The organism is Plesiomonas sp. PI-19, from assembly GCF_021368255.1.
In the GTDB taxonomy this organism is placed as follows: domain Bacteria; phylum Pseudomonadota; class Gammaproteobacteria; order Enterobacterales; family CAMTGL01; genus Plesiomonas; species Plesiomonas shigelloides.
This window is the reverse complement of the sequence record NZ_JAJNMQ010000001.1, coordinates 2,398,777-2,421,796: the sequence shown is the minus strand read 5'-3', so window position 1 is coordinate 2,421,796 and position 23,020 is coordinate 2,398,777. Positions and strand designations below refer to the sequence as shown.

At 55.0% G+C, this 23,020-nt stretch carries 14 protein-coding genes and 1 pseudogene; 4 read left to right on the top strand and 11 right to left on the bottom strand.

Annotated features, from left to right (window positions below):
- Positions 1-100: 100 nt before the first annotated feature.
- Both pssA and LQ901_RS10725 read right to left on the bottom strand, forming a co-directional pair.
- On the bottom strand, positions 101-1,459 hold the full coding sequence (pssA, locus tag LQ901_RS10730; protein WP_064977249.1) for a CDP-diacylglycerol--serine O-phosphatidyltransferase: 1,359 nt from the start codon (positions 1,457-1,459) through the stop codon (positions 101-103).
- Positions 1,460-1,564: 105 nt separating this feature from the next.
- On the bottom strand, positions 1,565-3,049 hold the full coding sequence (locus LQ901_RS10725) for a cobyric acid synthase (protein ID WP_218572285.1): 1,485 nt from the start codon (positions 3,047-3,049) through the stop codon (positions 1,565-1,567).
- Between the two features lie 214 nt (positions 3,050-3,263).
- Here LQ901_RS10725 and cobO point away from each other — a divergent pair, with 214 nt between their 5' ends.
- Positions 3,264-3,872 (top strand): cob(I)yrinic acid a,c-diamide adenosyltransferase, encoded by a 609-nt coding sequence (gene cobO, locus LQ901_RS10720; RefSeq protein WP_064977251.1) that lies wholly within the window; start codon positions 3,264-3,266, stop codon positions 3,870-3,872.
- A 45-nt stretch (positions 3,873-3,917) separates the two neighbouring features.
- On the opposite strand, the gene LQ901_RS10715 is transcribed toward cobO, so the two are convergent.
- The 3 genes from LQ901_RS10715 to trxC form a co-directional block, all read right to left on the bottom strand.
- Positions 3,918-6,554, bottom strand: coding sequence for a bifunctional acetate--CoA ligase family protein/GNAT family N-acetyltransferase (locus LQ901_RS10715; RefSeq protein WP_233672256.1), 2,637 nt, complete (start codon positions 6,552-6,554; stop codon positions 3,918-3,920).
- Between the two features lie 96 nt (positions 6,555-6,650).
- Positions 6,651-7,358: a tRNA-uridine aminocarboxypropyltransferase gene (locus LQ901_RS10710; RefSeq protein ID WP_064977253.1), complete on the bottom strand. Its 708-nt coding sequence runs from the start codon at positions 7,356-7,358 to the stop codon at positions 6,651-6,653.
- A gap of 74 nt (positions 7,359-7,432) precedes the next feature.
- A complete protein-coding gene (trxC, locus tag LQ901_RS10705) occupies positions 7,433-7,858 on the bottom strand; it encodes a thioredoxin TrxC (RefSeq protein WP_064977254.1) in 426 nt (141 codons plus the stop codon).
- Between the two features lie 924 nt (positions 7,859-8,782).
- On the opposite strand from trxC, the pseudogene LQ901_RS10700 reads away from it, so the two are divergent.
- Positions 8,783-9,901, top strand: a pseudogene (locus tag LQ901_RS10700) (tRNA/rRNA methyltransferase); the annotation flags it as partial.
- Positions 9,902-10,064: 163 nt separating this feature from the next.
- Here the strand turns inward: LQ901_RS10700 and LQ901_RS10695 are convergent.
- Complete coding sequence (locus tag LQ901_RS10695) at positions 10,065-10,322, bottom strand: YfhL family 4Fe-4S dicluster ferredoxin (protein WP_010862390.1); 258 nt, start codon at positions 10,320-10,322, stop codon at positions 10,065-10,067.
- Between the two features lie 186 nt (positions 10,323-10,508).
- Positions 10,509-11,360 (bottom strand): MurR/RpiR family transcriptional regulator, encoded by an 852-nt coding sequence (locus LQ901_RS10690; RefSeq protein ID WP_010862389.1) that lies wholly within the window; start codon positions 11,358-11,360, stop codon positions 10,509-10,511.
- Positions 11,361-11,624: 264 nt separating this feature from the next.
- Here LQ901_RS10690 and murQ point away from each other — a divergent pair, with 264 nt between their 5' ends.
- Together murQ and LQ901_RS10680 are read left to right on the top strand one after the other, a co-directional pair.
- Positions 11,625-12,518, top strand: a complete 894-nt coding sequence (gene murQ / locus LQ901_RS10685) for an N-acetylmuramic acid 6-phosphate etherase (protein ID WP_152135509.1) — start codon at positions 11,625-11,627, stop codon at positions 12,516-12,518.
- A gap of 55 nt (positions 12,519-12,573) precedes the next feature.
- Entirely contained in the window at positions 12,574-13,950 is a 1,377-nt protein-coding gene (locus LQ901_RS10680) for a PTS transporter subunit EIIC (protein WP_152135508.1), read from the top strand.
- Positions 13,951-14,075: 125 nt separating this feature from the next.
- On the opposite strand, the gene LQ901_RS10675 is transcribed toward LQ901_RS10680, so the two are convergent.
- The 4 genes from LQ901_RS10675 to rdgC all read right to left on the bottom strand — a co-directional run bounded on the left by LQ901_RS10675 (position 14,076) and on the right by rdgC (position 22,956).
- Entirely contained in the window at positions 14,076-16,178 is a 2,103-nt protein-coding gene (locus tag LQ901_RS10675; protein ID WP_152135507.1) for a methyl-accepting chemotaxis protein, read from the bottom strand.
- A 301-nt stretch (positions 16,179-16,479) separates the two neighbouring features.
- Positions 16,480-19,602 (bottom strand): glycosyl hydrolase family 18 protein, encoded by a 3,123-nt coding sequence (locus tag LQ901_RS10670; RefSeq protein ID WP_152135506.1) that lies wholly within the window; start codon positions 19,600-19,602, stop codon positions 16,480-16,482.
- 704 nt (positions 19,603-20,306) lie between these two features.
- Positions 20,307-21,680: a tRNA 5-hydroxyuridine modification protein YegQ gene (gene yegQ, locus LQ901_RS10665; protein WP_064977298.1), complete on the bottom strand. Its 1,374-nt coding sequence runs from the start codon at positions 21,678-21,680 to the stop codon at positions 20,307-20,309.
- Positions 21,681-22,038: 358 nt separating this feature from the next.
- On the bottom strand, positions 22,039-22,956 hold the full coding sequence (rdgC, locus tag LQ901_RS10660) for a recombination-associated protein RdgC (protein WP_010862383.1): 918 nt from the start codon (positions 22,954-22,956) through the stop codon (positions 22,039-22,041).
- Positions 22,957-23,020: the final 64 nt, after the last annotated feature.

Sequence of the window (23,020 nt, the reverse complement as noted above, 5' to 3'; positions counted from 1 at the left end):
CGCTGGGGGCCTGAATTTGGTGTGTTGCGGAGCGCAGGGAGAATAAAAAAGCCTGATGGGACGCATCAGGCTTTTTGGACTGTTTCGCGTAATCGCGCAATCAGAGGATTTTATTGATCAGGCGATCAATGCGCATTCGGCTTAAGCGACGCAGTAACTTACGCACCGGCTCTGGGTATTGCGGCAGATTTTCCAGTTGTTGGTAGTGGGTAATATGCCGTGTATGTTGGCGAATATGCTCCAGCTCGGTTTGGCGCTGGGTCTGCAATTCGCCTTTCGGATCGTGGATCAGCAGGGCGTTTTCCAGATCGAGGCCCCATGCACGTGGGTTAAGGTTATTACCTGTTAGCATTTGCCAACGGTTATCCACCCAGACTCCTTTGAGGTGATAGCTGTTATCGCTGTCTTTCCATAGGCGGATCACTAGCTGCTCGCTATTGATAAAACGTTGCAAGCGGCTCATGAAGCGGCGCAGGTTAATTTCATACAGGTAAGGCAGCGCACCGATAATTTTAAATTTTTCTTCCGGCGGGATGAAGAAATCGTTGGCGGTTTTGTCACCAATGATGATTTCTACCCGTTTTCCCTGCGCCAATAATTGATGAATGGATTTCACCAACGGGGCTGGCAGGTTGAAATACGGGGTACAGATGGTGAGCTGCTCTTCTACCGCGCCAAACAGATCCTGAATCGCCAGATTCAGGGCGCTACGTTTGCCCAGACCACATAACGGACGGATGCTCAGATTATCAGCATTGGTGCACGTACCGTAGGTTTCGTAATTGGCACTTTTTAGCTCGTGACGAAAACGCTTAATTGCTACTTTGATTTCTTGCGTCGTCGGTTTGTCATCGCGATCTAAGCGTTGTACCGCCGGTGAGTTCATCAGGCTATCTTGCATGAACTTCACCATGCTATTGGCCAAATCGGTATGTTGGATTTGGTGATAGCGGTCGTAGCGGTATTTTTCCAGACGGTGCAAGTAGACGTTGTTCAGGCTAGCGCCGCTATAGAGCACGTAGTCATCAAACACGAAGCCTTTGAGGTGCAATACTCCCAGTGCTTCACGGGTGTTGACCGGAACGCCATAGATCGGAATTTCAGTCTCGGGATGCGCCTTTGCCATGGCGGTGTACCAACCGGCGTTGGTGGAGGACGCGCCTTCACCGATACGTCCACGTTGGGCACGATGCCAGTCAACAAAAATCCGGATATCCAGGTGTGGCCGCTCGGCCTTGGCCGCATAGAGGGCTTGCAGTACATCACGTCCACCCTCATCGTTTTCCAGATACAGGGCTGAGAGGTAGATACGGTGTTGCGACTGCTCTATCAGACGAAGCAGTTGCAGACGAAAATCTTCCGTCTGATAAAAAGTGGTAACGCAATCAGCCTGTAAAGGAAAACACGGCAGCAGCTCTAGGTGTTGCTGATTTTTGTTGCGTTTTAGTTTTGACAGCATCACGAGAATACTCAGTTTATCAAAATGTATTGGTTGAATAGCCAGGGTATCGAAACAATACGTTGAACCGTTAAAATTACCATGTTTTTGGCCTGATTGCTGCAGTTAACTGCAAGAGCCCTGTGGTTTGCAGTGCAACAACGCCTCCAGATCAATGTGCGCTTCAATTGCATCGGCGATCCGATCAATGGCGGAGTCACGCAGTTGTTCGATGTCTACCCGTTCGGCATGGGCCAGCCCTGCCCAGTGCAGCCAGTGTTGGCAAGCTTGTGGATGGTCAAACAAGCCATGCCAATAGGTGCCAATGACTTGGCCGTCTGGGCTGATGCAGCCCTCACGGGAGCCATCATCGCACTGTATGACACTTTGTTGCTCCGGGTGTTCCGTTTGACCGAGATGGATTTCATATCCTGTGATCGGGCATTCAGTTTGGCTCGGCAGCTGCAGGGTGCCCTGCACTGATTTTAGCTGCTTTTCCGGCTCCAGCGTGGTCTGTACCGGTAAAAAGCCCAAGCCATCACTGCTACCGGCAGGGCCTTCTAGACCTTGTGGGTCGCGGATGGTTTGCCCCAAGATTTGATAGCCACCGCAAATGCCGATGACTTTACCGCCATAGCGCAGGTGGCGGGCAATCTCGTTGTCCCAACCATTGTGGCGGATGAAGGCCAAATCATCGCGTACGGATTTGGTGCCGGGAATAATGACCAGATCGGCTTGCGGCCACGGTTGTCCTTGCGCGACAAACTGAAGGTTGACTTGGGGATGGGCGCGCAGGGCATCGAAATCGTTATGATTACTGGTGCGGGTCAGCACCGGTACTACCACATTGAGCTGGGTTTCGCCGGTAATTTGGGCGGCGCTGATGGCATCCTCGGCTTCCAGATGCAGATTGTGTAGATACGGCAACACACCGAACACCGGCTTGCCGGTTGTTTGCTCTAACCACTCCAAACCGCTTTGTAGCAGGCTGATATCGCCGCGAAAACGGTTGATGACAAAGCCTTTGACGCGCGCTTGCTCGCTGGGCGACAGCAGGGCGAGCGTGCCATATAAGTGGGCAAAGACGCCGCCTTTGTCGATATCGGCAATGATAATCACCGGCACATCGGCTTCTTCGGCAAAGCCCATGTTAGCAATATCCCGATCGCGCAGGTTGATTTCTGCAGGGCTACCGGCACCTTCGATAATCACGGCTTCATAACGTTCGGTCAGGTAGTGAAAGGATTCGAGCACTTTGGCTAACAGCGCCGGTTTATGGTGGTGATACACCTGCGCTTCCATGTTGGCGAATACTTTGCCCTGCACAATCACTTGGGCGCCGATATCGGTACTCGGTTTGAGCAGTACCGGATTCATGTGAATGCTTGGAGCAATGCGACAAGCTTGCGCTTGGACCGCTTGCGCTCGGCCAATTTCACCGCCTTCGGCGCTGACTGCGCTGTTCAGTGCCATATTTTGCGATTTGAACGGTGCCACGCGGTAGCCTCGGCGCTGCAGAACGCGACAAAGTCCGGTAACGAACGCACTTTTCCCGGCATCAGAGGTGGTTCCTTGCACCATCAGGGTAAAGGCAGCGGTAGGTTGTGGCATCTTAAGGCTCCGATCTCAGCGTTATATCAACGGGCGGCAAATAAAGCCGTTACCTTACCGCAAAGCGGGTCTTTTGTGATGGGGAATATGATGAGGAAGTTGCGTGCATGGATTGTTTTGCCGTGAAAAACTGGCAAAGTGTAGCGCTTATCGCATGGGTTTTTCCGATGCGAAACTCATAAAGCAAAACCATAACAAGAATGAATAACGGTTAATGACTGAAGGAAGTTCAACGGTGGATGATCGTCATCAGGCGCGCCAACAACGCCTTAAAGAAAAAGTGGATGCCAAAATCGCCAGTGCACAAGAAGAGCGGGGGCTATTGTTGGTACTGACCGGAAATGGCAAAGGCAAAACTACGGCGGCGATGGGAACCGTGACCCGCGCGGTCGGACACGGCCAAAAGGCGGGTGTGGTGCAGTTTATCAAAGGCAACTGGGATAACGGCGAGCTGAATTTGCTCTCTCCGTTGGGGGTTGAGTTTCAGGTGATGGCGACCGGCTTTACGTGGGAAACGCAAAATCGCGAGACCGATAAAGCTGCGGCGCAGGAGACTTGGCTGCATGCGCGCCGCATGTTGGCTGACCCTGAGTTGGATTTGGTGGTGCTGGATGAGCTGACCTATATGGTGCAGTACGACTATTTGCCGTTAGAGGAGATAGTGGCGGCATTGGAGCTGCGCCCTGCGGAGCAAAGCGTGATCATTACCGGTCGAGGTTGTCACCGTACGCTGTTGGAGATGGCGGATACCGTCACCGAGATGCGTCCTGTGAAGCATGCGTTTAACGCGGGCTTAAAGGCGCGGCGCGGGATTGACTGGTAACGCGTCGCGCATGGCGGGTTGATTGTGCTGATGCGTCGCAGCGATTCAAGGTGCGCTGCCGGTCAGGGGAAGCTGTAAATTGATGATGCCATCTTCAAGCAGCATTTCGGTCTGGAAACCGAGCTTTTGTGCCAGCCGGATCATGCCCTGATTGGCGGGCATGGTGATCCCGCTTAAGCGCTGTAATCCGCTATCGCGCGCATAGCGGATCAGTTTTTCCATCAGTAGACGGCCAATACCGAGACCTTTGAGATCGGAGCGTACTAGCACGGCAAACTCGGCATCTTGAAAGTCAGGGTCGGCCAAGGCGCGGGCGACCCCGATGATCTCTTGCTGATGGCCAAGTTGGCGCACCGCCACAAAGGCCATTTCACGATCGTAGTCAATCTGGGTCATGTGCGCCAGATCCTCATGGCTGAACTCGCCAACTTCGCTGAAATAGCGGCGGTACAGATCTTCACGCGTGACATTGGCGATGAAGGCGCGGTGCAGTGGTTCATCTTCGGGCAAGATTGGGCGCAACATACAGGGTTCGCCTTGCTTTAAGTGCACGATCTCTTCGAGCTCTTTCGGGTAAGGGCGGATCGCTAAGCGCCGCTGCGGATCGCCTTGGGGGGGGGCGATTTGCATGGCGACATCCAGCAAGATCATGTCACTGCCGGAGGCTAGCAGCGGGTGGATATCCAGCGTACTGACCATCGGGCAATCGAGGATCAGGTAGGAGACCTGCACCAGTAAGCGGCTTAACGCGCCGATATCGAGTTGAGTGCGGTTGCGAATTTTGCCGCGTTTAAGGGCGCTGATCACCAAGTAACGCGCCAGCGTCAGATTCAGTGGCGGTAGGGCGACGACCGCATCATTTTCCATCTGCCATTCCGAGCCACCTTCACCGAGTAAAATGATCGGGCCAAATACCGGATCGGTAACCACTTTAATCCGCAGCTCTTGTGTCCCTTGTCGTTGCACCATCGCTTGGACTTGTAAGCCCTGTAGTGCGGCAGCCGGATAGGTGCGAGCGGTGCGCTCTAAAATGGCGTCTGCAGCTTGCTGCACCTCAAGGGGCGTTTGCAAATTGAGCATCACGCCCTGTACGTCTGATTTATGCGGAATATCGTACGAGCGCAGTTTCACCGCTACCGGATAACCGAGTTGTTCGGCCAGAATCACTGCTTCGGCGGCATCGGTGGCCGGCAGTGCTGGCTGCACGGTCAGGTTGTAGGCTTGCAAAATGGCCCGCACCTGACAGGTATCGAGTTGCCACTGCTGCTGCGCACAGGCTTGACTGAGCAGGCTTTGCGCGGCGGAGGTATCAATGGGCAGGCCTGCCAGCGATACCGGGGTTTCCATCAGCTGCTTTTGATTGCGTTTGTATTCTACCCGGTGCATGAACGCGGCCACGGCGCTCTCAACGGTGCGGTAAGTTGGCAATCCGGTCGCCGCAAAATGTTGGCGCGCCTGCAACGAGACCTGCTCACCGCTCCAGCAGGTGAGGATATCTTTGTGCTTACCTTTGGGATGCGCGTGTAAAAAGGCAGTGATGCGCTCGGCGGTGTCGGTAGCCGGTGAGATAGCGCTCGGGGCATGCAGTAATAAAATGGCATCGCACTGGTCACTGTCGAGCACCATCTGCAGTGCGGCAAGATAGTGCTCGGCGCACGCCGCATCCCCCAGATTGAGCGGGATTGGGTTGGTGGTTGCGGGGAGATGCAAGCGCTGACGCTCTTCAGCACTAAAGGTGGCCAGTTTGCCACCGCGACTGATCAATTCATCCACCGCCATTGCAGCAGGCGCTGCACCGTTACTGATGATGGCCAGACGCTCGCCGCGCACTTTTAGGTTATGGTGCAAGGTTTCGACGGCGGCAAACAGTTCGTGGGTATCGCGTACGCGCAGTAAACCGGCGCGGGCAAAGGCGGCATCGTAGGCGCTGTCCAAGCCTTGGGCATCCAGTAGCGCGCGCGCCGCGGCGCTGCGTCCACTTTTGACCACCAAAATCGGTTTATTACGGGCGGCGGCGCGCGCGGCGGAGAGAAAGCGGCGCGCGTCGGTCAGCTGTTCGAGATAGAGCAAGATGGCGCTGGTTTTGCTGTCGCTGGCCAGATAGTCCAGCAGGTCATCCACGTCGACATCCAGCCCATCGCCGAGGGCGATAAAGTGAGAAAAGCCAATCTGGCGCGGGGCGGCCCAGTCCAATACGGTGGTGGCGACCGCTGTCGATTGGGAGACAAACGCCAGTTTGCCGGGGCGGGCGCCGACTGGCGAGAAGCTGGCGTTCAGCCCTTGCCACGGCGCGAGGATCCCTAAACTGTTGGGACCCAGTAGACGGAGCCGATATTGCTGGGCCAGTTGGCGTAATTGCTCGTGCTCGGCAGCATGACCGGATAACACGATCACCGCTCGGCAGCCGCGTTCCCCCAGTTGCTGCAACAGCGTCGGCGCATGCCGCGCATGGGTGCATAAGATGGCCAGATCGGGCGTTAACGGCAGACTGGCGATATTAGGGTAAGCCAGCACGCCACACACCGCTTTATGCCGCGGGCTAACGGGCAATACCGGGCCGGTAAATCCGCCATCGAGGAGATTGCGCATCATCAGATAACCGGCGCGATGCGGGTGTATCGATGCGCCAATCACGGCAATCGAGGCGGGGCGCAGCAGAGCGTTCAGTCCGTATTGGCTCATGGCAGTCTCTTCCGTCAGACCTGAAAGGGGCCGGCACAGGAGAGCGAGATGGCCGGCAAGCTGTCTATATAATAAGCACTCTTGCCGCGTAATGCCTCAGCGCTGGGTGTCGGCTGTGATCTGGTCGATATTGCGGTTCAGTTTGGCGGCCAAATAGTGCTGACGGAATTGGCTAAACAAGGTGTCCAATGCACTGGCGGCGTCTTGATCGCCGGCCATCGCCAGCAACTGCGCGGCCACTTCGGCAGTGCACAGCTGTTCATCGGTACTGGCTTCGCGCAGTTGATAACAAGATTGTGCAACCGGATAGAGCGGCAGAACAGGGAAGTGGTCCAGATACGGGCTTTTACGAAACATTTTGCGCGCTTCGGTCCAGGTGCCATCCAGCATCACAAACAACGGGCGTTTACCGGCCGTTTGTTCTGGCGGCGGCAGTTGTTTGACCACGCGCTCAGGCTCAGCATAACTGGCAGGGAAGATGATGTAAGGCTGGCAAGTCGGATCGTTAAGCAATGCCAGCAGCTCGGGGTCAACGGCGGTGCGTGACCACTGGAACGCCTGCGTATGGGGCAAAACATCAGCAATAAGACGACCGGTGTTGCTCGGTTTCATCGGCTCAGTATCGTACATCAGCAGACAGAACTGGCTGCGCGCTGGCGCTTGGCGGATCAGGTGACACAAGCAGTGAGACTGCGGCAGCAGGCAGTGCTCACAGCGCACGACGCGGCATCCGCGCGCCAAAAATGGGCGGGTAGCCTGTGCCAAACGGGTGGCGCGCAGGCGAAGAACGGCATTGGACGACATGAAAAAAGAAACCGTAGGGAAGCAATAAAGCGCCTATTGTAGGCGCTTATGCGTGTGGAGCAAGTCGTGCGCGGTTATGCGCCGAGGTGCGGCGCCAGCCAGCTGGTAAATTGGGCTTTTGGCAGCGCGCCATTAAGCACATCCACCTTGTTGCCTTGCTTGAAGATCATCAGCGTTGGGATGCTGCGAATAGCAAAACGCATCGCCAGTGCAGGCTCGGCTTCGGTATCGACTTTGATAAAACGCGCTTTACCGGCCAGCTCGGCCGCGGTTTGCTCAAAGATCGGCGCGAAGCTGCGGCATGGGCCACACCATGGTGCCCAGAAATCGACGACTACCGGTAAGTCATCGCCCAGCAGCGCATCGAAGGTTTGGCTGGTGGCTTTGACCACGCTACCGTCGAACAGCTCATGCTGGCAACGACCACATTTCGCGCCATCTTGCAGACGCTCTTCGGGGACCCGATTTTTGGCCTGACAGGCCGGACATACTGTATTCATCTCTTTCCCCTGCCGAGTTCCGGCATACAATAATTCATGCTTGTACTGTAGGAGGGCGACATTGGAAAAACCATGCGGTTTTACCAATGGCTCTGATAGAGAATTACAATCATAGAGCGTCGCTTTTTCAGTGATCAATGCTACACTGCGCCGATCAATTTGTTGCTTGCTGCCAGAAGGATGGGCGGATAAGCTGCGCGCCCCAAAATTTTGGAGAAATTCATGACCGACGATCGTAAACCCCGCTTTAACCGGGACAACAACAGCTACGACAACCCTTATGGTAACCGGGGTGGCAACGAGAGCCGCCGTGATGACCGCCCACGCTTTGAACGTGACGGTGAGCGCAAGCCGCGCTTCAATGATGAGCGCCGCAGCGAAGGCCGTAATGAAGGTCGCCGTGATGACCGTCCACGCTTCGAGCGTGATGGCGAGCAAAAACCACGTTTTAACGACAATCGCCGCAGCGAAGGCCGTGGTGAAGGTCGCCGCGATGACCGTCCGCGCTTCGAGCGTGATGGCGAGCGCAAGCCACGTTTTAACGACGATCGTCGCAGCGAAGGCCGAGGTGAAGGTCGCCGTGATGACCGCCCGCGCTTCGAGCGTGACGGTGAGCGCAAGCCACGCTTTAACGATGATCGCCGCAGCGAAGGCCGTGGTGAAAGTCGCCGCGATGACCGCCCACGCTTCGAACGTGACGGTGAGCGCAAGCCACGCTTTAACGACGATCGCCGCAGCGAAGGCCGTGGTGAAGGTCGCCGCGATGACCGCCCACGCTTCGAGCGTGATGGTGAGCGCAAGCCACGCTTTAACGACGATCGTCGCAGCGAAGGCCGCGGTGAAGGTCGCCGCGATGATCGCCCACGCTTCGAGCGTGATGGTGAGCGCAAGCCACGCTTTAACGACGATCGCCGCAGCGAAGGCCGTGGAGAAGGTCGCCGTGATGACCGTCCACGCTTCGAGCGTGACGGTGAGCGCAAGCCACGCTTTAACGACGATCGCCGCAGCGAAGGTCGCCGTGATGACCGTCCACGTCAAGACAAGCGCAGCGATGATCGTCGCTCTGATCGCCGTAGTGATGCACCACGCGGCAATGCAGAAAAGCAGCGCTTTGACCGTGTACAAGATGAACAGGGCAATGTGACCTTCGTGGCGCACACCCCCGTTGAGCGTGAGTCTGCCTATGTGGGTGGCGAGCAGACCCTGAGCCTGAAGCGTAATGCACGTAGCGCTGAGCGTGTTGAGGTGGAGTCTGACGAGCCAGAAGCACTGCATAACGGTATCGATATGGATCAGATCCGCCGTCAGCGCGCGGAAGAGACCCGTATTTACGGTGAGAACGCCTGTCAGGTGCTGTTCGCTAATCGTCCGGATGTGATTGTACGCGGCTGGTTTACCCCACAAGTCACCCCACGCTTTAGCGATACCCTGCGTTGGATGGCGGCTAACCGTAAAGCCTACCACGTGGTCGATGCGGAAGAGATGGCGAAAGTGGCCGGTAGTGAGCACCATGGCGGTGTGTGTCTGCTGATCAAAAAGCGTCGTCCACTGCACCTGCTGGACTATTTGGATACCGCACGTGACAGCGATTGCCTGTTGGCGCTGGAAAATGTGGCCAACCCGCACAATCTGGGCGGCATCATGCGTTCTTGCGCGCACTTTGGTGTTCGTGGTGTGGTGATGCGTCAAGCCGGCAATCTGGAGTCTGGCGCAGCAGTACGTACTGCCGAAGGTGGCGCTGAATTCCTGCAACCGATCGCAGTAGAAGATTTCGCTGCGGGCTTAGAGCGTCTGCGTCAGGCGGGTTATACCATCGTGACTACCTCCAGCCATGCCGGTCAGTCTGTGTTCAGCACTAAGCTGCCAGCTAAAGTGGTGATCGTGTTCGGTGAAGAGAAGGGCGGTATCAGCGATGATACGCTGCAGCAGGGCGATCTGGCCTTGTCTATCCCTGGTACTGGGCATGTTGAAAGTCTGAACGTGTCTGTCGCGACCGGTATTTTGCTGGGCGAATGGTGGCGTCAGCACGGCGTGCAGGCCTAATTCTGGCCTAGGTGGATGGGCGTAGGGCTTGCTTGCAGGCGCTGCGCTTTATCCTCCGCTAGCTTTATCGTCCGTAGTGACAAATAAAGTAGTAACAAATAAAAAAGTGACAAACAAAAAAAGGCTGATCGGTGATCAGCCTTTTTTATTGTGTCATCGGTGCTTACAGCTTGTCGGCATGGTGCAACAAGGCAAATTTTTCCCACAGCTGCTCATCGGTTTCGGTACGCGCCGGATCGGTAATAATGCAGTCAATCGGACAAACCTTAATGCAGGTCGGGGTATCGTAATGCCCGACGCATTCGGTGCAGCGATCCGGATCGATTTCATACACCTGCTCCCCCATCGCAATAGCCTGATTAGGGCATTCGGGTTCACACATATCGCAATTAATGCATTTGTCAGTGATTAGTAAAGCCATGGGAAAACTTCTTCAAATTCAGTATATAAACGACACATGCCGCATATAAGCGTCGTACCGAGCATCCGTTATGCTTGGCGGGCTCTTATCAGTATGGCCTGTTTTGGCCGGCGCACTGTAGCATAAAAGCCGCATCGACCACAGATCAGGCACTTTTTTCTCTGTCTTGAGTTGTCTTCGCGCGGATCATACCAGCTTTTTCACCAACGCTTCACTGTGCAAAATGCGGTGCCGAGCATTGCCTGCATCTTGCTGCACCATGCCCATAAACAACAGATCGGTCAGTGCCAGCTGCGCGGTACGTGAGAACATAGCGGCACTGCGCACGGTCTGCTCATCGGCCACCGTATAGAGGCAATGTGTCGCCAGTTGTTGCAGGCTATTGGGCTGAAAGCCGGTTAACGCTAAGACCTGCGCCCCTTGCTGGCGCGCTTCTTGCGCCGCCAGATTGACTTCGCGTCGTTCGCCGGAAAAAGAGATCGCCAGTAGTACATCATCTGCGCTCAGGGTTTGCGCAATCGTGAGCTGAACGTGGGCATCTGTTTCGCACAGCACGTTGATTCCAATTTTCAGTAGCTTATAGCTGAGATCTTTGGCAACCAAGCCCGAAGAGCCGATCCCGCAGATCTGGATCCGTCTTGCTTGCAGCAGCAGCTGAACCGCTTGAGTCAGCGCCGGATCGTCGTTCAGTTGCAAGGTCGATTGCAAAGTCCGGATGTGTTCGGCAATCAATTTATCCGCCACCCGCGGCAGCGGATCGTCACTGCGGATCTGGTTATGCAGCGTTACGCTGTCAGCTTGCGTTTCGCGGCGGATCACATCATCCCCCAAGGCTAAACGCAGCTCGGTAAAGCCGCGATAACCGAGTTTTTGGGCAAATTTCACCACGCTGGATTGGCTCACTTGCGCCGCTTCCGCCAAGGCTTTCGACGACATTTGACGCGCCTGCGCGGGGAATTGTTGCAGGTAATCCGCCAATTTTTGTTCGCTAGCCGGCAGTGACGCATACAGCTGCTGTAGTTTGAGAAGACAACTCATCGGGACTCCGTCTGCGGCAGAAGCGGGAACAAGGCCGACCTTTGTCTGTCGTACCTTTTATTATAACAAAATGATTATTAACGATAATTCGTATTAACGACACCCGTTGTGGCGTCAGTTTAGCAAAGTATTGTGTGATTGGCCGCTCATTATTCCAACAACTACTTGAATTATGGAATATATTATTCCATTATCATTCCAACGATGTAATTAAAAATTCAGTTAACTGAACTCTTTCAAATTTGCCAGAAACGGAGATACCGCATGAATCTGGGCCAATTAATGTCTGAAAGCCGCAATCCAAACACCATGGATCTGGATACGCTGTCCACCTTGGAGATGTTGACGCGCTTTAATGCCGAAGATCGCTTGGTGCCGCAAGCGGTAGCGCAGGAGTTACCGGCCATCGCTAAAGCGGTTGATTGCATTACTGCCGCATTCCAGCAAGGTGGTCGTTTGATTTACATGGGCGCGGGTACCAGTGGTCGGTTAGGGATCTTGGATGCTTCCGAATGTCCGCCAACCTACGGCGTACCGCATGGCATGGTGATAGGCCTGATTGCCGGTGGCGAAGGGGCCATTTTAAAAGCGGTGGAAGGGGCCGAAGATAGTGCCGAATTAGGTCAGCATGATTTGCAGCAGCTGGCGTTGACCTGCCGTGATGTGGTGGTCGGCATTGCGGCTTCCGGTCGTACCCCTTATGTGCTGGGCGGCTTGGCCTATGCCCGTGCTACCGGCTGTACCACGGTGGCAGTGTCTTGTAACCCTGATTCTAAAATTGCCGCGGCGGCCGATATCGCCATTTCGCCACTGGTGGGCCCTGAAGCGCTGACCGGCTCGACCCGCATGAAAGCCGGTACCGCGCAAAAGCTGGTGCTCAACATGTTGACTACTGGCGCGATGGTGAAGTTGGGCAAAGCCTACCAAAACCTGATGGTGGATGTGAAAGCCACGAATGAGAAGCTGGTGGACCGAGCGTGTCGCATTGTAATGGAAGCCTCCGGAGCGAGCCGCAGTGAAGCCGAGCATTTGCTGGCACAGACCGGCAATGAAGTGAAACCGGCAATCTTGATGCACCTGACCGGCCTAAATGCCGAGCAAGCCATTGCGCGTTTGGCTCAGCATCAGGGTTACTTGCGTCACGCATTACAGGCGTAAATTTGCCTCGATGATTGGCCCGACTATTGGCTAGATAAGCAGACAGGATGATCCTATGAGTAACCTCTCCTCGCTGGCAGCGCAGTTGCTAAGCGGTATTGGCGGAGAAGCCAATATTCGCAAACTGGAAAATTGTATGACTCGCGTCCGGATTGAAGTGTGTGACGAATCCCGACTCGATCTGGCAGCGCTCAAAGCGTTGCCGGGAGTGAAAGGCTACCTCAAACAAGGGGCCCAGCATCAGTTCATTATCGGCCCGGGGGCGGCAGCCAAAGTGGTGGATGCCATGCAGGCTTTGCTGACCGGTGCGCCGCCACTGGCCACAGCTGAGAGCAGCGGCAATACCGTTGAGCAAAATAAAGCGGCGGCCAAAGCCAAATACAAAACGCCGGTCAGTGAACTGCTGAAAAAACTGGGGAATGTGTTTATTCCGATCATTCCAGCTTTCATTGCGTCGGGCCTGATCTTGGGCATTATCAATGTGCTTAAGCGCCCCGATATTGCCGGTGATTTGGTGGATCAATACCCGAACCTGCTCAATTTGCTAGGGATCTTCGGCAATGCCGTGTTCTCGATCATGAGCATTTTGGTCGGTGTGAATGCTGCGCGGGTATTTGGCGGCTCGATGGCGATGGGCGGCGTGATGGCCGGGATCTTGACCCATCCCGGGCTGGCGCAAATTGAGCTATTTGGTGAACATCTGCAACCGGGGCGCGGCGGGATCATCGCGGTGCTGTTGGTGGTGGCGTTCATGTGCTGGGTGGAGAAAAAACTGCGGCATGCGTTGCCAGAATCGCTGGAGCTGATCCTTAATCCACTGCTGACGACGTTGATTACCGCCAGTTTAGCCATTGTGCTGCTGCAGCCACTGGGCGGTTATATCTCCGATGCCATTGCTCACGGCGCCAGCTGGGCGATTGAAAAGGGTGGCTTGCTGGTTGGCGCGATTTTGTCCGGGACCTTCTTGCCACTGGTGTTGTCCGGTTTGCATCAAGGCTTAGTGCCTATTCATGTTGAGTTGCTGCAAAAGTATGGTTCGAACCCGTTACTGCCTATCTTAGCGATGGCGGGGATGGGTCAAGTGGGCGCGGCTTTTGCGGTGCTGCTGAAAACTAAAAATGCGCGCTTAAAAGCAATGACCAAAGGCGCGTTACCGGTGGGGATCCTCGGTATCGGTGAGCCGCTGATTTTTGGTGTGACCTTGCCGTTGGGGCGTCCGTTTATCGCCGCCTGTCTGGGTGGTGCGTTGGGCGGCGCGCTGATCTGCTACTGGAAAGTGGCCACGGTGATCACCTTTGGTCTGTCGGGGGTACCGCTGGCCGTGACTATCGTGCCGGGTAAAGTGCTGCTGTATTTTGCTGGGATGGCGGTGACGGTCGTGGCTGGTTTCTTACTGACGCTGCTGCTGGGCTTTGACGATCCGCAAGATTAAAGCTGAGTGCTAGCCAATCAGAGTGATAAAAAAGGGATACGCCATGCGTATCCCTTTTTGTTGTTGCCGCGCTAGTTGCTTAGCGCGGCAGCGTACGAAGTTACTGAGCCGTGGATGTACCGCGCTTAATAGCGAAAGCGCGACAAATTGGTCATCACTTCGGCGGTAAGCTCGTTCATATGCTGAGTGTCGCTATTATTTTTACGTGCTCCATCGGCCACTTCGGATGCGGCCTGATTGATGTTGACGATATTGCGGTTGATATCTTCGGTCACGGCAAATTGCTCTTCGGCGGCGCTGGCAATTTGGGTGGTCATATCTTGAATCTGATCGGCGGCGGTCACAATCTCATCCAGCGCATTGACCGCATGGGCGATGTCATTTAGCGCCTGCTGACTCAGCTGACGGCCTTCGCTCATGGTGGCTACGGCGTTGCTGGTGGTTTGGCGCAGCGAGTCGATCATGGCCTGAATTTCAGTGGTGGAGTGCTGGGTTTTTGAGGCCAGTCCACGCACTTCGTCGGCCACTACCGCAAAACCGCGACCGTGCTCGCCAGCGCGCGCCGCCTCAATGGCGGCATTCAGTGCCAGCAGGTTGGTTTGATCGGAGATATTGCGGATCACATCCAAGATGGTGCCGATTTGCTGACTTTGCAGCTCCAGCGACTGGATCTCACCGGCCACACTGTCCACTTGTGTCGACAGCTGTTGGATGCTGCTGGCGGTGTCATTCACCACATGCTGACCGCGTTCAACAGCATGACGGGTTTGTTCAACCGCGGTGGCTGTCATTTGGGCGCTGTCGGTAACCGAGTGCGCGGTGGAGGACATCTCGTTAACCGCGGCGGCAATCTGCTCAATTTCCTGCAATTGCAGTTGAGTGCGGCGCAGCGCCTGTTGGCTGCTGACCGCGCTATTGCCTGCCGCTTGTTGCAAGGTCAAGGTGGTGCCGGCCACATCGGTGACAATGCTGTGGATGTGGCTGATCAGTTGGTTAACTTCCCGCGCCAGTTCACCGGTTTCATCTTTACGGCGAATATCCAGCCGCTGGGTGAGATCGCCGCCCGCGGCGGACAGACGCCGCAGCATCGCCACCACTTGGTTGAGCGGTTGGGCAATGGCGCGCGCGGCCCATCCGATCCCCAGCATTCCGAACAGGGCGAGCGCCAAGCCGACAAGCAACTGGATCCAAATGGCTTGGCGGAACTCATCGGCAATGGCGCGCTCGGCGGCGGTAGCTTTGGCTAAGGCCGTCGCTTCGCTGACCTCCAGCACCACGCCCCATTTTTGTTGCACACCACGCAAGCTAATTGGCGCGAAGACTAACAAGTTACCTTGCTGAGCCAGCACTTGGGTTTTGCCTTGTTGCAGCATTTGCCGGATTTGCTCGGTATCGGCGCCGGATAAGGTTTTGCCGATTGCCTCGTTATTACCGGAGTCTGCGGCGATGATGCCGCGCGGGCTGATAATACGCACGCGGCTGTTGCCGTTAAAAATCTCGCCACTGACTTGTTGCGCTAATTGTTGCAGGAAATTCAGTGAGTAATCGATGCCGACTAAGCCTTGGAACTTCCCGCCGGTGATCACCGGCACCACAAACGAAGAGAGCAGCGTCTGTTGCCCTTTGACGGTATACACTGATGGGTCTACCGCGCACGCGGACAAACTTTCCATCGGGCACAGATACCATTCCGAAGCGCGAATACCGGTTGGGCTGGCTTTGGTGGCGTAATAATCGCCGAGCGGGTTCAGATCCAGCGTGCCGTCACCGCGGTTCCAATAAGGGGCAAAGTTACCGCTTTTCTGGCTATAACGGTTGCCACCGCTGTAGGCCAGATCGTTGCCATCAAAGGCATCTTTTTCCCAGCCTGAATACACGCTCAGGAAATCGGGGTTTTTATCCAACACATCGCGCAGGAGTTGGGTGGCCGCTTCGCGGCTCAGTGGCTGGGTACTGCTGCGGTTACCGGCCAAAATCTGGCTTAAGGTCGTGGCACTGGTCAGGGCTTGCTCGAAGGTGCGGCTGATAGTTTGCGCTTCCTCATCGGCCAGCGTTTCCAGCCACTGCGCCGTACTTTCTTGGGTGTGGCTTTGGAAATAATGCTGGATGGTGGCAGAGAGACCGGAGAACGAGCTGTAACAGTAGGCGGAGACACCGGATACCGCCAGCAGCAGGCTGAGGCCTCCAGTAAAGGTTATCTGATGTTTGATTGAGCGAAATGCGAACATGATCCGATCCTTGTTATCGTTATTGCATCAACAGCTATCGCAGCGGGAATACGCGAGGTGTCGCGTCGATCGTGAGCCATTTCCCACATCAATAACAGCGCTTTTAGATGGCCGGATGCCGACATTTTTCGTGGGATCACGAAATGTAAATTTCGCGCAGAAAAGAGCCATTAGAGGCTAAAGAAAAGGCGGCACTGGCCGCCTTAGAAGAGTTAACCTGCTGATTATCGACCGTCGCGGCGGCCCGATTGGACGAGCCGGACGGTCTGGAAGCTCAGGGTTAAGTGAGTTGCGTGCGCAATTAATAGCTGCAGACGAAGCTCCAGCTGCTGTCGCTACCTGGAACGGAGTTAGTCCACCAGTTGGCTTTGTAGACCTTGTTCTGGTAGGCCATCTGGTCACCGCCGGTGGCGAAGCCATTTTGCGTCCAGTTCGGGTACACCTTCACTTTGCTGACATCCACATTTTTACTGCTGCAGCTGTCAGTTGCGGTACCGCCACCCGTACCACCACCGCTACCGTTGCCAGCACTCAGGTCGGCTAGAGGCAGGTTGGGGTATTCGGCGGCAAAGGCATATTCGGTGCCATTGATCTTGACGGTGTAGTTAGCCGGGCCAGTGATAGGCAGGTAATACACGATGTCCAGATCGTAGGTTTCCCCTTTGGCCAGTGTTTTCCAGCTTGGCAGCGTAAAGGCCACGCGATGGAAGTTACCTTTCAGACCACCGATGTTGTCACCGGTATGACCGGCTTGGATCACTTTCAGACCGGCACCTGACTGATCCGCGGCATTGGCCGGCGATGAGGTTGGGATATCAAACTGGAACTCGGTACCACCTGGGATATCAACGCCGGTGTTGTTTTTGAACTGGACTTTCGGGTTGATCGGATAGTTCTGATCGCCCACTTTAAATCCGCTGATGGTGACGGCAATGTCGACCGCTTTGGCCGGCATGGCACGTTCGGCCAGTTTGTTACCGTACGCTGGCGCATTTTTCAGGCTGTCGTACAGGGTACTGGTCATGGTGGTACCGATATAGAACTCGCCGCCATTACGCTCTGGATACCAGCCATAGTCACCGGCCAGCTCCCAGATCATGACGCCACCTAAACCTTGATTGGCCACATAATCGGCTTTGGTCTTAATGGACTCTGCATCTTCGGTAGACAGGAACACTTTCTTCTCGGCGTTCCACAGCCACGGCGCAACCGAAACTTTGTCGTAGTAGCGGACATACTTACCGGTCAGTTTATCTTGCGGATCGTTCGCTGGATCTAAACCGTATGACTGGATGTAGCTTGGCAGGATCCCTTTTTCCAAGTTCATCGCATGCCAGATGGGGTTGCCACCACCGGACATCTCTTTGCCTTGGACATCGACATCAAACCAGACGTTATCGATACCGACCGCGCCGTTACCGCACTGGTTTTTCGGATCGCCACCGGTGCCTGGTGGGCATTGGGCTTGGTTTGGCAACGCTGCGCTACCCCACAGGCCATTCTCACCGCCACTGACGTTTTGCCAACCACGGGTGTAGTAAGGCACGCCAATGTTGATACGACCGGCAGGCATTGAGCCACGGAAGTAGTGCGCCGCCCAATCGGTGTTCAAGTAACCAAGCCCACCGTATTGCGCCGTGCCATACATGTTCCACGCTGCCAATTCCGCATCTTTGCCGCTGTCGAACAGAGGCGCGTTGTGGCCGACATAGTTGTTCCATGCCCCGTGCAGGTCATAGGACATGATGTTGACGTAATCCAGATACTGGGTGATCTGGTAGGTCTCCATGCCGCGCAGCATGTAGCCAGAGGATGGCGCCGCCACGGTCAGCATATAGTGCTTGTTGTCAGCGGCGCCGGCTTTATCCAGCTCTTCACGCAGGGTTTTCATCAACACCACATAGGACTTCATCAGATGTGGACGCAGTTTTTCCGAGATAGCAAAGTCATCTGGGTTACCGGCTTTGGACATCGAGGTGGCGTACTCGTAATCAATGTCCACCCCGTTAAAGCCATACTTGCGGATGAACTCCACCGCTGATTTGGCGAAGGTTTGGATCCCGGAGGTATTGACGCTGCCATCGGCATTGGTGGTCATGCTGTAGAAGCCACCGGAGGCGACGCGTTTGCCGCTGTCATCAAAGTATCCGCCGGTTTCTGCCCAACCGCCGACAGAGATCAGGGTTTTGACGTGTGGATAGAGCTTCTTGTACTTGTTCAGCAGGTTGAAATGGCCTTTGTAGCTCAGGGTCGGATCCATTTCCGCGCCATTCACGCCCGGCCATTGCATGCCGGTAGCCGCATTTTTCGGATCGGCTTCGTTACCGACAGACAGTTTGAAATCTGGGCTGATATGCGCAAAGGCGTAGTTGATGTGAGTGATCTTATCCCACGGAATATTGCTGGCCAGATACGACGGCTGGCCGTTGGTGCCGGTACGCCATGAGGTGAAATAGCCGATGATCCTACGTGGGTGATCGGCGCCCATCATCTCGCGACCGTCTTTGTCATACACGGTGCAATACGGCACGTTGACGCCAGCAGTTTTGTACAGCCCTTCTGGGCGACACTGGTCTTGGGTGCTAACGCTAGAGCCCACCACTAAGGTGGTCACGCTAGAGGCGCCGACGCCGCCTTTGTCATCGGTGGCTTTGGCCAGTACCGCATGGCTACCATCGGTGGCTTTCCATGTAACTTGATACGGTGCGCTGGCGCTGCTGCCAACTAACTGGTTATCAACAAAGAATTCCACTTTACTGATGGTACCATCGCTGTCTTTGGCGCTGGCGCTCAAGGTGACGCTAGCACCGCTTTGCGCGCTGGTAGGGGCGCTCAGGGTCACGGTCGGCAGTTGGTTTTCCACTGGTGGTGTGGTGGTGGCGGTGACGGTCACACTGACGCTGTTATCGGTGGTGGCGCCTTTATCATCGTAGGCTTTGGCCAGCAGGGTGTGAGCGCCGGTGGTGGCGGTCCAGGCATAGCTGTACGGCGCGGCGGTGCTGGTGGCGGTTTTCACGCCATCAATGTAGAACTCGACTTTGCTGACGCTGCCATCGCTATCACTGGCGCTGGCTTGTAGGGTAACCACATCGCCTTGTTTGAAGCTGGCGTTGTTGGCTGGTGCGGTCAGCTGTACGCTCGGCGGCGTATTCACCGCCGGTGCGGAGCCGCATTCACCCAGCAGTTTCCACTCCTGATAGGCGTTGGAATACTTGTCTGGGGACATATTCTGGTTCCACCAGTTGGCCTGATAGGCCTTGTTCTGCTGCTGGACTTTGCTGCCACCGCCATAGGCGGCCGCGCTGTTCCAGACCGGCAGGCTGGTACAGTCGACACTGGCTGCCTGGGCGGGAAGTGCCATCAGACAGGCCACACTGAGAACGCTCATCGTGAGCGCCGGAGTGAGAGGTTTCTTATTCGACATGGTTGCATCCCTGAGTCGCAGAGTAGGGGGGAGCGGCTTGTGCGCAGCACCCTGTGGAGCAGGTCGCTGGGTAAGAAAGCGGCCTACGCTAATAACCATAATCGAAGTATTTTTCCAGCAATAAAAATGTTTGTGTGATGTTAATGAATGTGTGAGGTGGATTGGTAATGAGTTGCATACAAAATGCAAAATGAAAGCAATTAGGCGCGGCTTTTTTTCTAACGCAAATGTCTAACCTGTCTTGTTGCTCTGTTTTTAAATAAATTAACGCTTAAGCCTAATGCTTTGATTAGGTTAAGTTTAGTTTGAGTGCTTCGCGCGTTTTTTCTCGGTTATGTGAGACCTTGATAAGTCATAGCGCAGGGATGCGGCGGTATTTCCCTCTCTCTCCTCTGGTTTTAGCGCCGCTTATCCGCATGGCGCGGCTTTTGTGAACATGTTGATAACATTTTCAGTAATCAATTCTCAGTAAGAAGAAAGCAGAAAAGAGGGGAAGAGATAAAAAAATAAGAGCAGACCAAACGATTCGGATGCGATGATACGCGCTGGGGGATAAATCACTGAGCCTACAAATAACAAGGACGCCCGAAAGCGTCCTTCATGACATGCTTGCATGCTATGCGCATACCGAGTGTATGGGGGCGTTCACGTTAAACCTAGCCGCGTTAAACCGAGTCAGGCAAAACGTCGCTACACAATGTCGCTTAGCCCTGATGCGGATTACGGGTGGTGTTACCGTTGAGATTACGCATCAGCAGCGCAAAGTTCAGCTCGATATCATCCGGTAGTGGCAGGTAAACGATGTGACCATCACCTGGCGCTGCGTCAATGGCTTCGCCTTTTTTATTGAACAGCTGCTCGATGGTGAAGTTGATGTTGCCACTTGGGGTCATCAGCTCGACGCTATCACCGACCAAGAACTTGTTCTTCACCGCTACTTCGGCCAGCCCATTTTTGCGCTCACCGGTAAATTCACCGACAAACTGCTGACGATCGGAAACCGAGTAGCCGTACTCGTAGTTCTGGTACTCATCGTGCACATGACGGCGCAGGAAGCCTTCGGTATAACCACGGTGCGCCAGTGACTCGAGGGTGTCCATCAAGCTCTTGTCGAATGGCTTACCGGCGGCGGCGTCATCAATCGCTTTGCGATATACCTGCGCAGTACGGGCACAGTAGTAGAAAGATTTGGTCCGGCCTTCGATTTTCAGCGAGTGCACGCCTATTTGCGTCAGACGCTCCACGTGCTGAATTGCGCGCAGGTCTTTGGAGTTCATCATGTAAGTGCCGTGCTCATCTTCAAAGGCACTCATGAACTCACCCGGACGCTGGGTTTCTTCAATCAGGAACATCTTGTTGGTCGGCTGACCTTCACCCAAGGTTGGCTCGGCGGCCGGATCGATTGTCTGCACAGCAATCGGCTCTTGCTTGTGCACGATATTCCCCGCATCGTCTTCTTTGCCTTCGTGCATCTTGTATTCCCAACGGCAAGCGTTGGTGCAGGTGCCTTGGTTCGGGTCACGCTTGTTCAGGTAGCCCGACAGCAGGCAACGACCGGAATAGGCCATGCACAGCGCACCGTGGACAAAAATCTCCAGCTCCATATCTGGCACTTGCTGGCGAATTTCGGCAATTTCGTCCAGTGACAGCTCGCGCGACAAAATCACACGGGTCAGGCCCATGCTTTGCCAGAATTTAACGGTCGCCCAGTTAACGGCGTTGGCTTGCACGGACAGATGGATATCCATCTGCGGGAAAGCTTCGCGCACCAGCATGATTAAGCCCGGATCTGACATGATCAGCGCATCCGGCCCCATATCCACGACCGGTTTCAGATCGCGCAGGAAGGTTTTCAGCTTGGAGTTGTGCGGTGCAATGTTCACTACCACATAGAATTTTTTACCTTGCGCGTGGGCTTCATTGATGCCGATTTGCAGGTTTTCGTGGTTGAACTCGTTGTTACGCACTCGCAGGCTATAGCGCGGCTGACCGGCATACACGGCATCGGCACCATAGGCGAAGGCATAACGCATATTTTTCAGGCTACCGGCCGGAGAGAGTAATTCAGGCTTAAACATGCTGTTCTCTTTCATCTCAATTCTGATCACAAATCAGACCTGTCCAACCTGATTGGACAGGCAAACGTCAACCGCTGTGCGAGCAAGAAGCGACCGCTGTGGCGGGGGGCTTGCTGGCGCGTTGTTGCGGAGGCAGGCATTCTAGCATGCAGGGCTGCGAAAGTGTGATCAGGTATGCAATTATTCCCTGCGCAGTTCTATCGATGTTTTCTATCAATTTTTTATCGATTATTGCGCTGAAAAGAACGGTGCTGACGGTAAAAAAGCCAAAGAATAAGACCATGTGGGAGACGAGAGAAGAGGCGCGGACATGACGCCTGGGTTGTTGTTTGTCCGCGCGTGAGGATAGTAAAGACGCTTAGGCTGTTGGCTCGGCAGGGCCGCCCAGCGCATCGGTCAGCTGGGTGATCAGCGCGGCCAATTCAGCCGTCATCAGCGAGAAGTCGGCATCGAAACGCTGCGCAGGATCGTCGCGGTCGATGTCATCATTTTGCTCGCGCAGTTCGTCAGCAAATTTCAGGCGCTTGAGCGAGCCATCTTCGCACAGCATAAAGCTGATCCGATCTTGCCAATCCAGCGCCAGTTTGGTGACCAGCTTTTGCGCTTCAATGTGAGCGGCAATTTCATCACACACCAGATTTTGCTGTTTGCAGCGGATCACGCCGCCGTCTTCCAGCACTGATTTGAGTTCAGCTTCCTCCAGCAAGCTGAATCCGGTTGGCACATCACCGCTGCGCACCCATTCGGTCAGGGTCAATTCAATCGGTTTTTGTACGCTCAGCGGGACTACAGGCAGGCTGCCGATGGTTTTACGCAGCAGGGCCAACAGATCTTCAGCGCGCTTGGCGGAGGCGGCATCAATCATGATCAGGCCTGCTTGCGGATTGATCCACGCTTGGGTCTGACTGGTTTTGCTAAAGGCGCGCGGCAGCAGGCTGTGCAGCACTTCATCCTTGATGGTGTCTTTTTCGGTTTTCTTTAGCTTGCGTTGCTGCTCGGCTTCCAGCTTGGCCACTTTGGCATTGACCGCTTCTTTGATCACGGTACCCGGCAGAATTTTCTCTTCTTTACGCGCACAGAGTAAGATATGACCTTGTGTGGTATGCGTAAAAGCACTGCTGTCACGGCCCAGCGGCATCACCCAGCCGAATTTAGCCATATCCTGACTGCCACACGGGGTGAAGGCAAAGTCAGCCAGCTGTTTTTCCAGCGTTTCTACCGGCAGATCAATGGTGCGGGTGAAACGGTAAACCATCAGATTTTTGAACCAGAGCATAGGGATTTTCGCTGTGATGACGGGAAGATACCCAGAATGATAACGGATCTGACTTTAAGTTGTC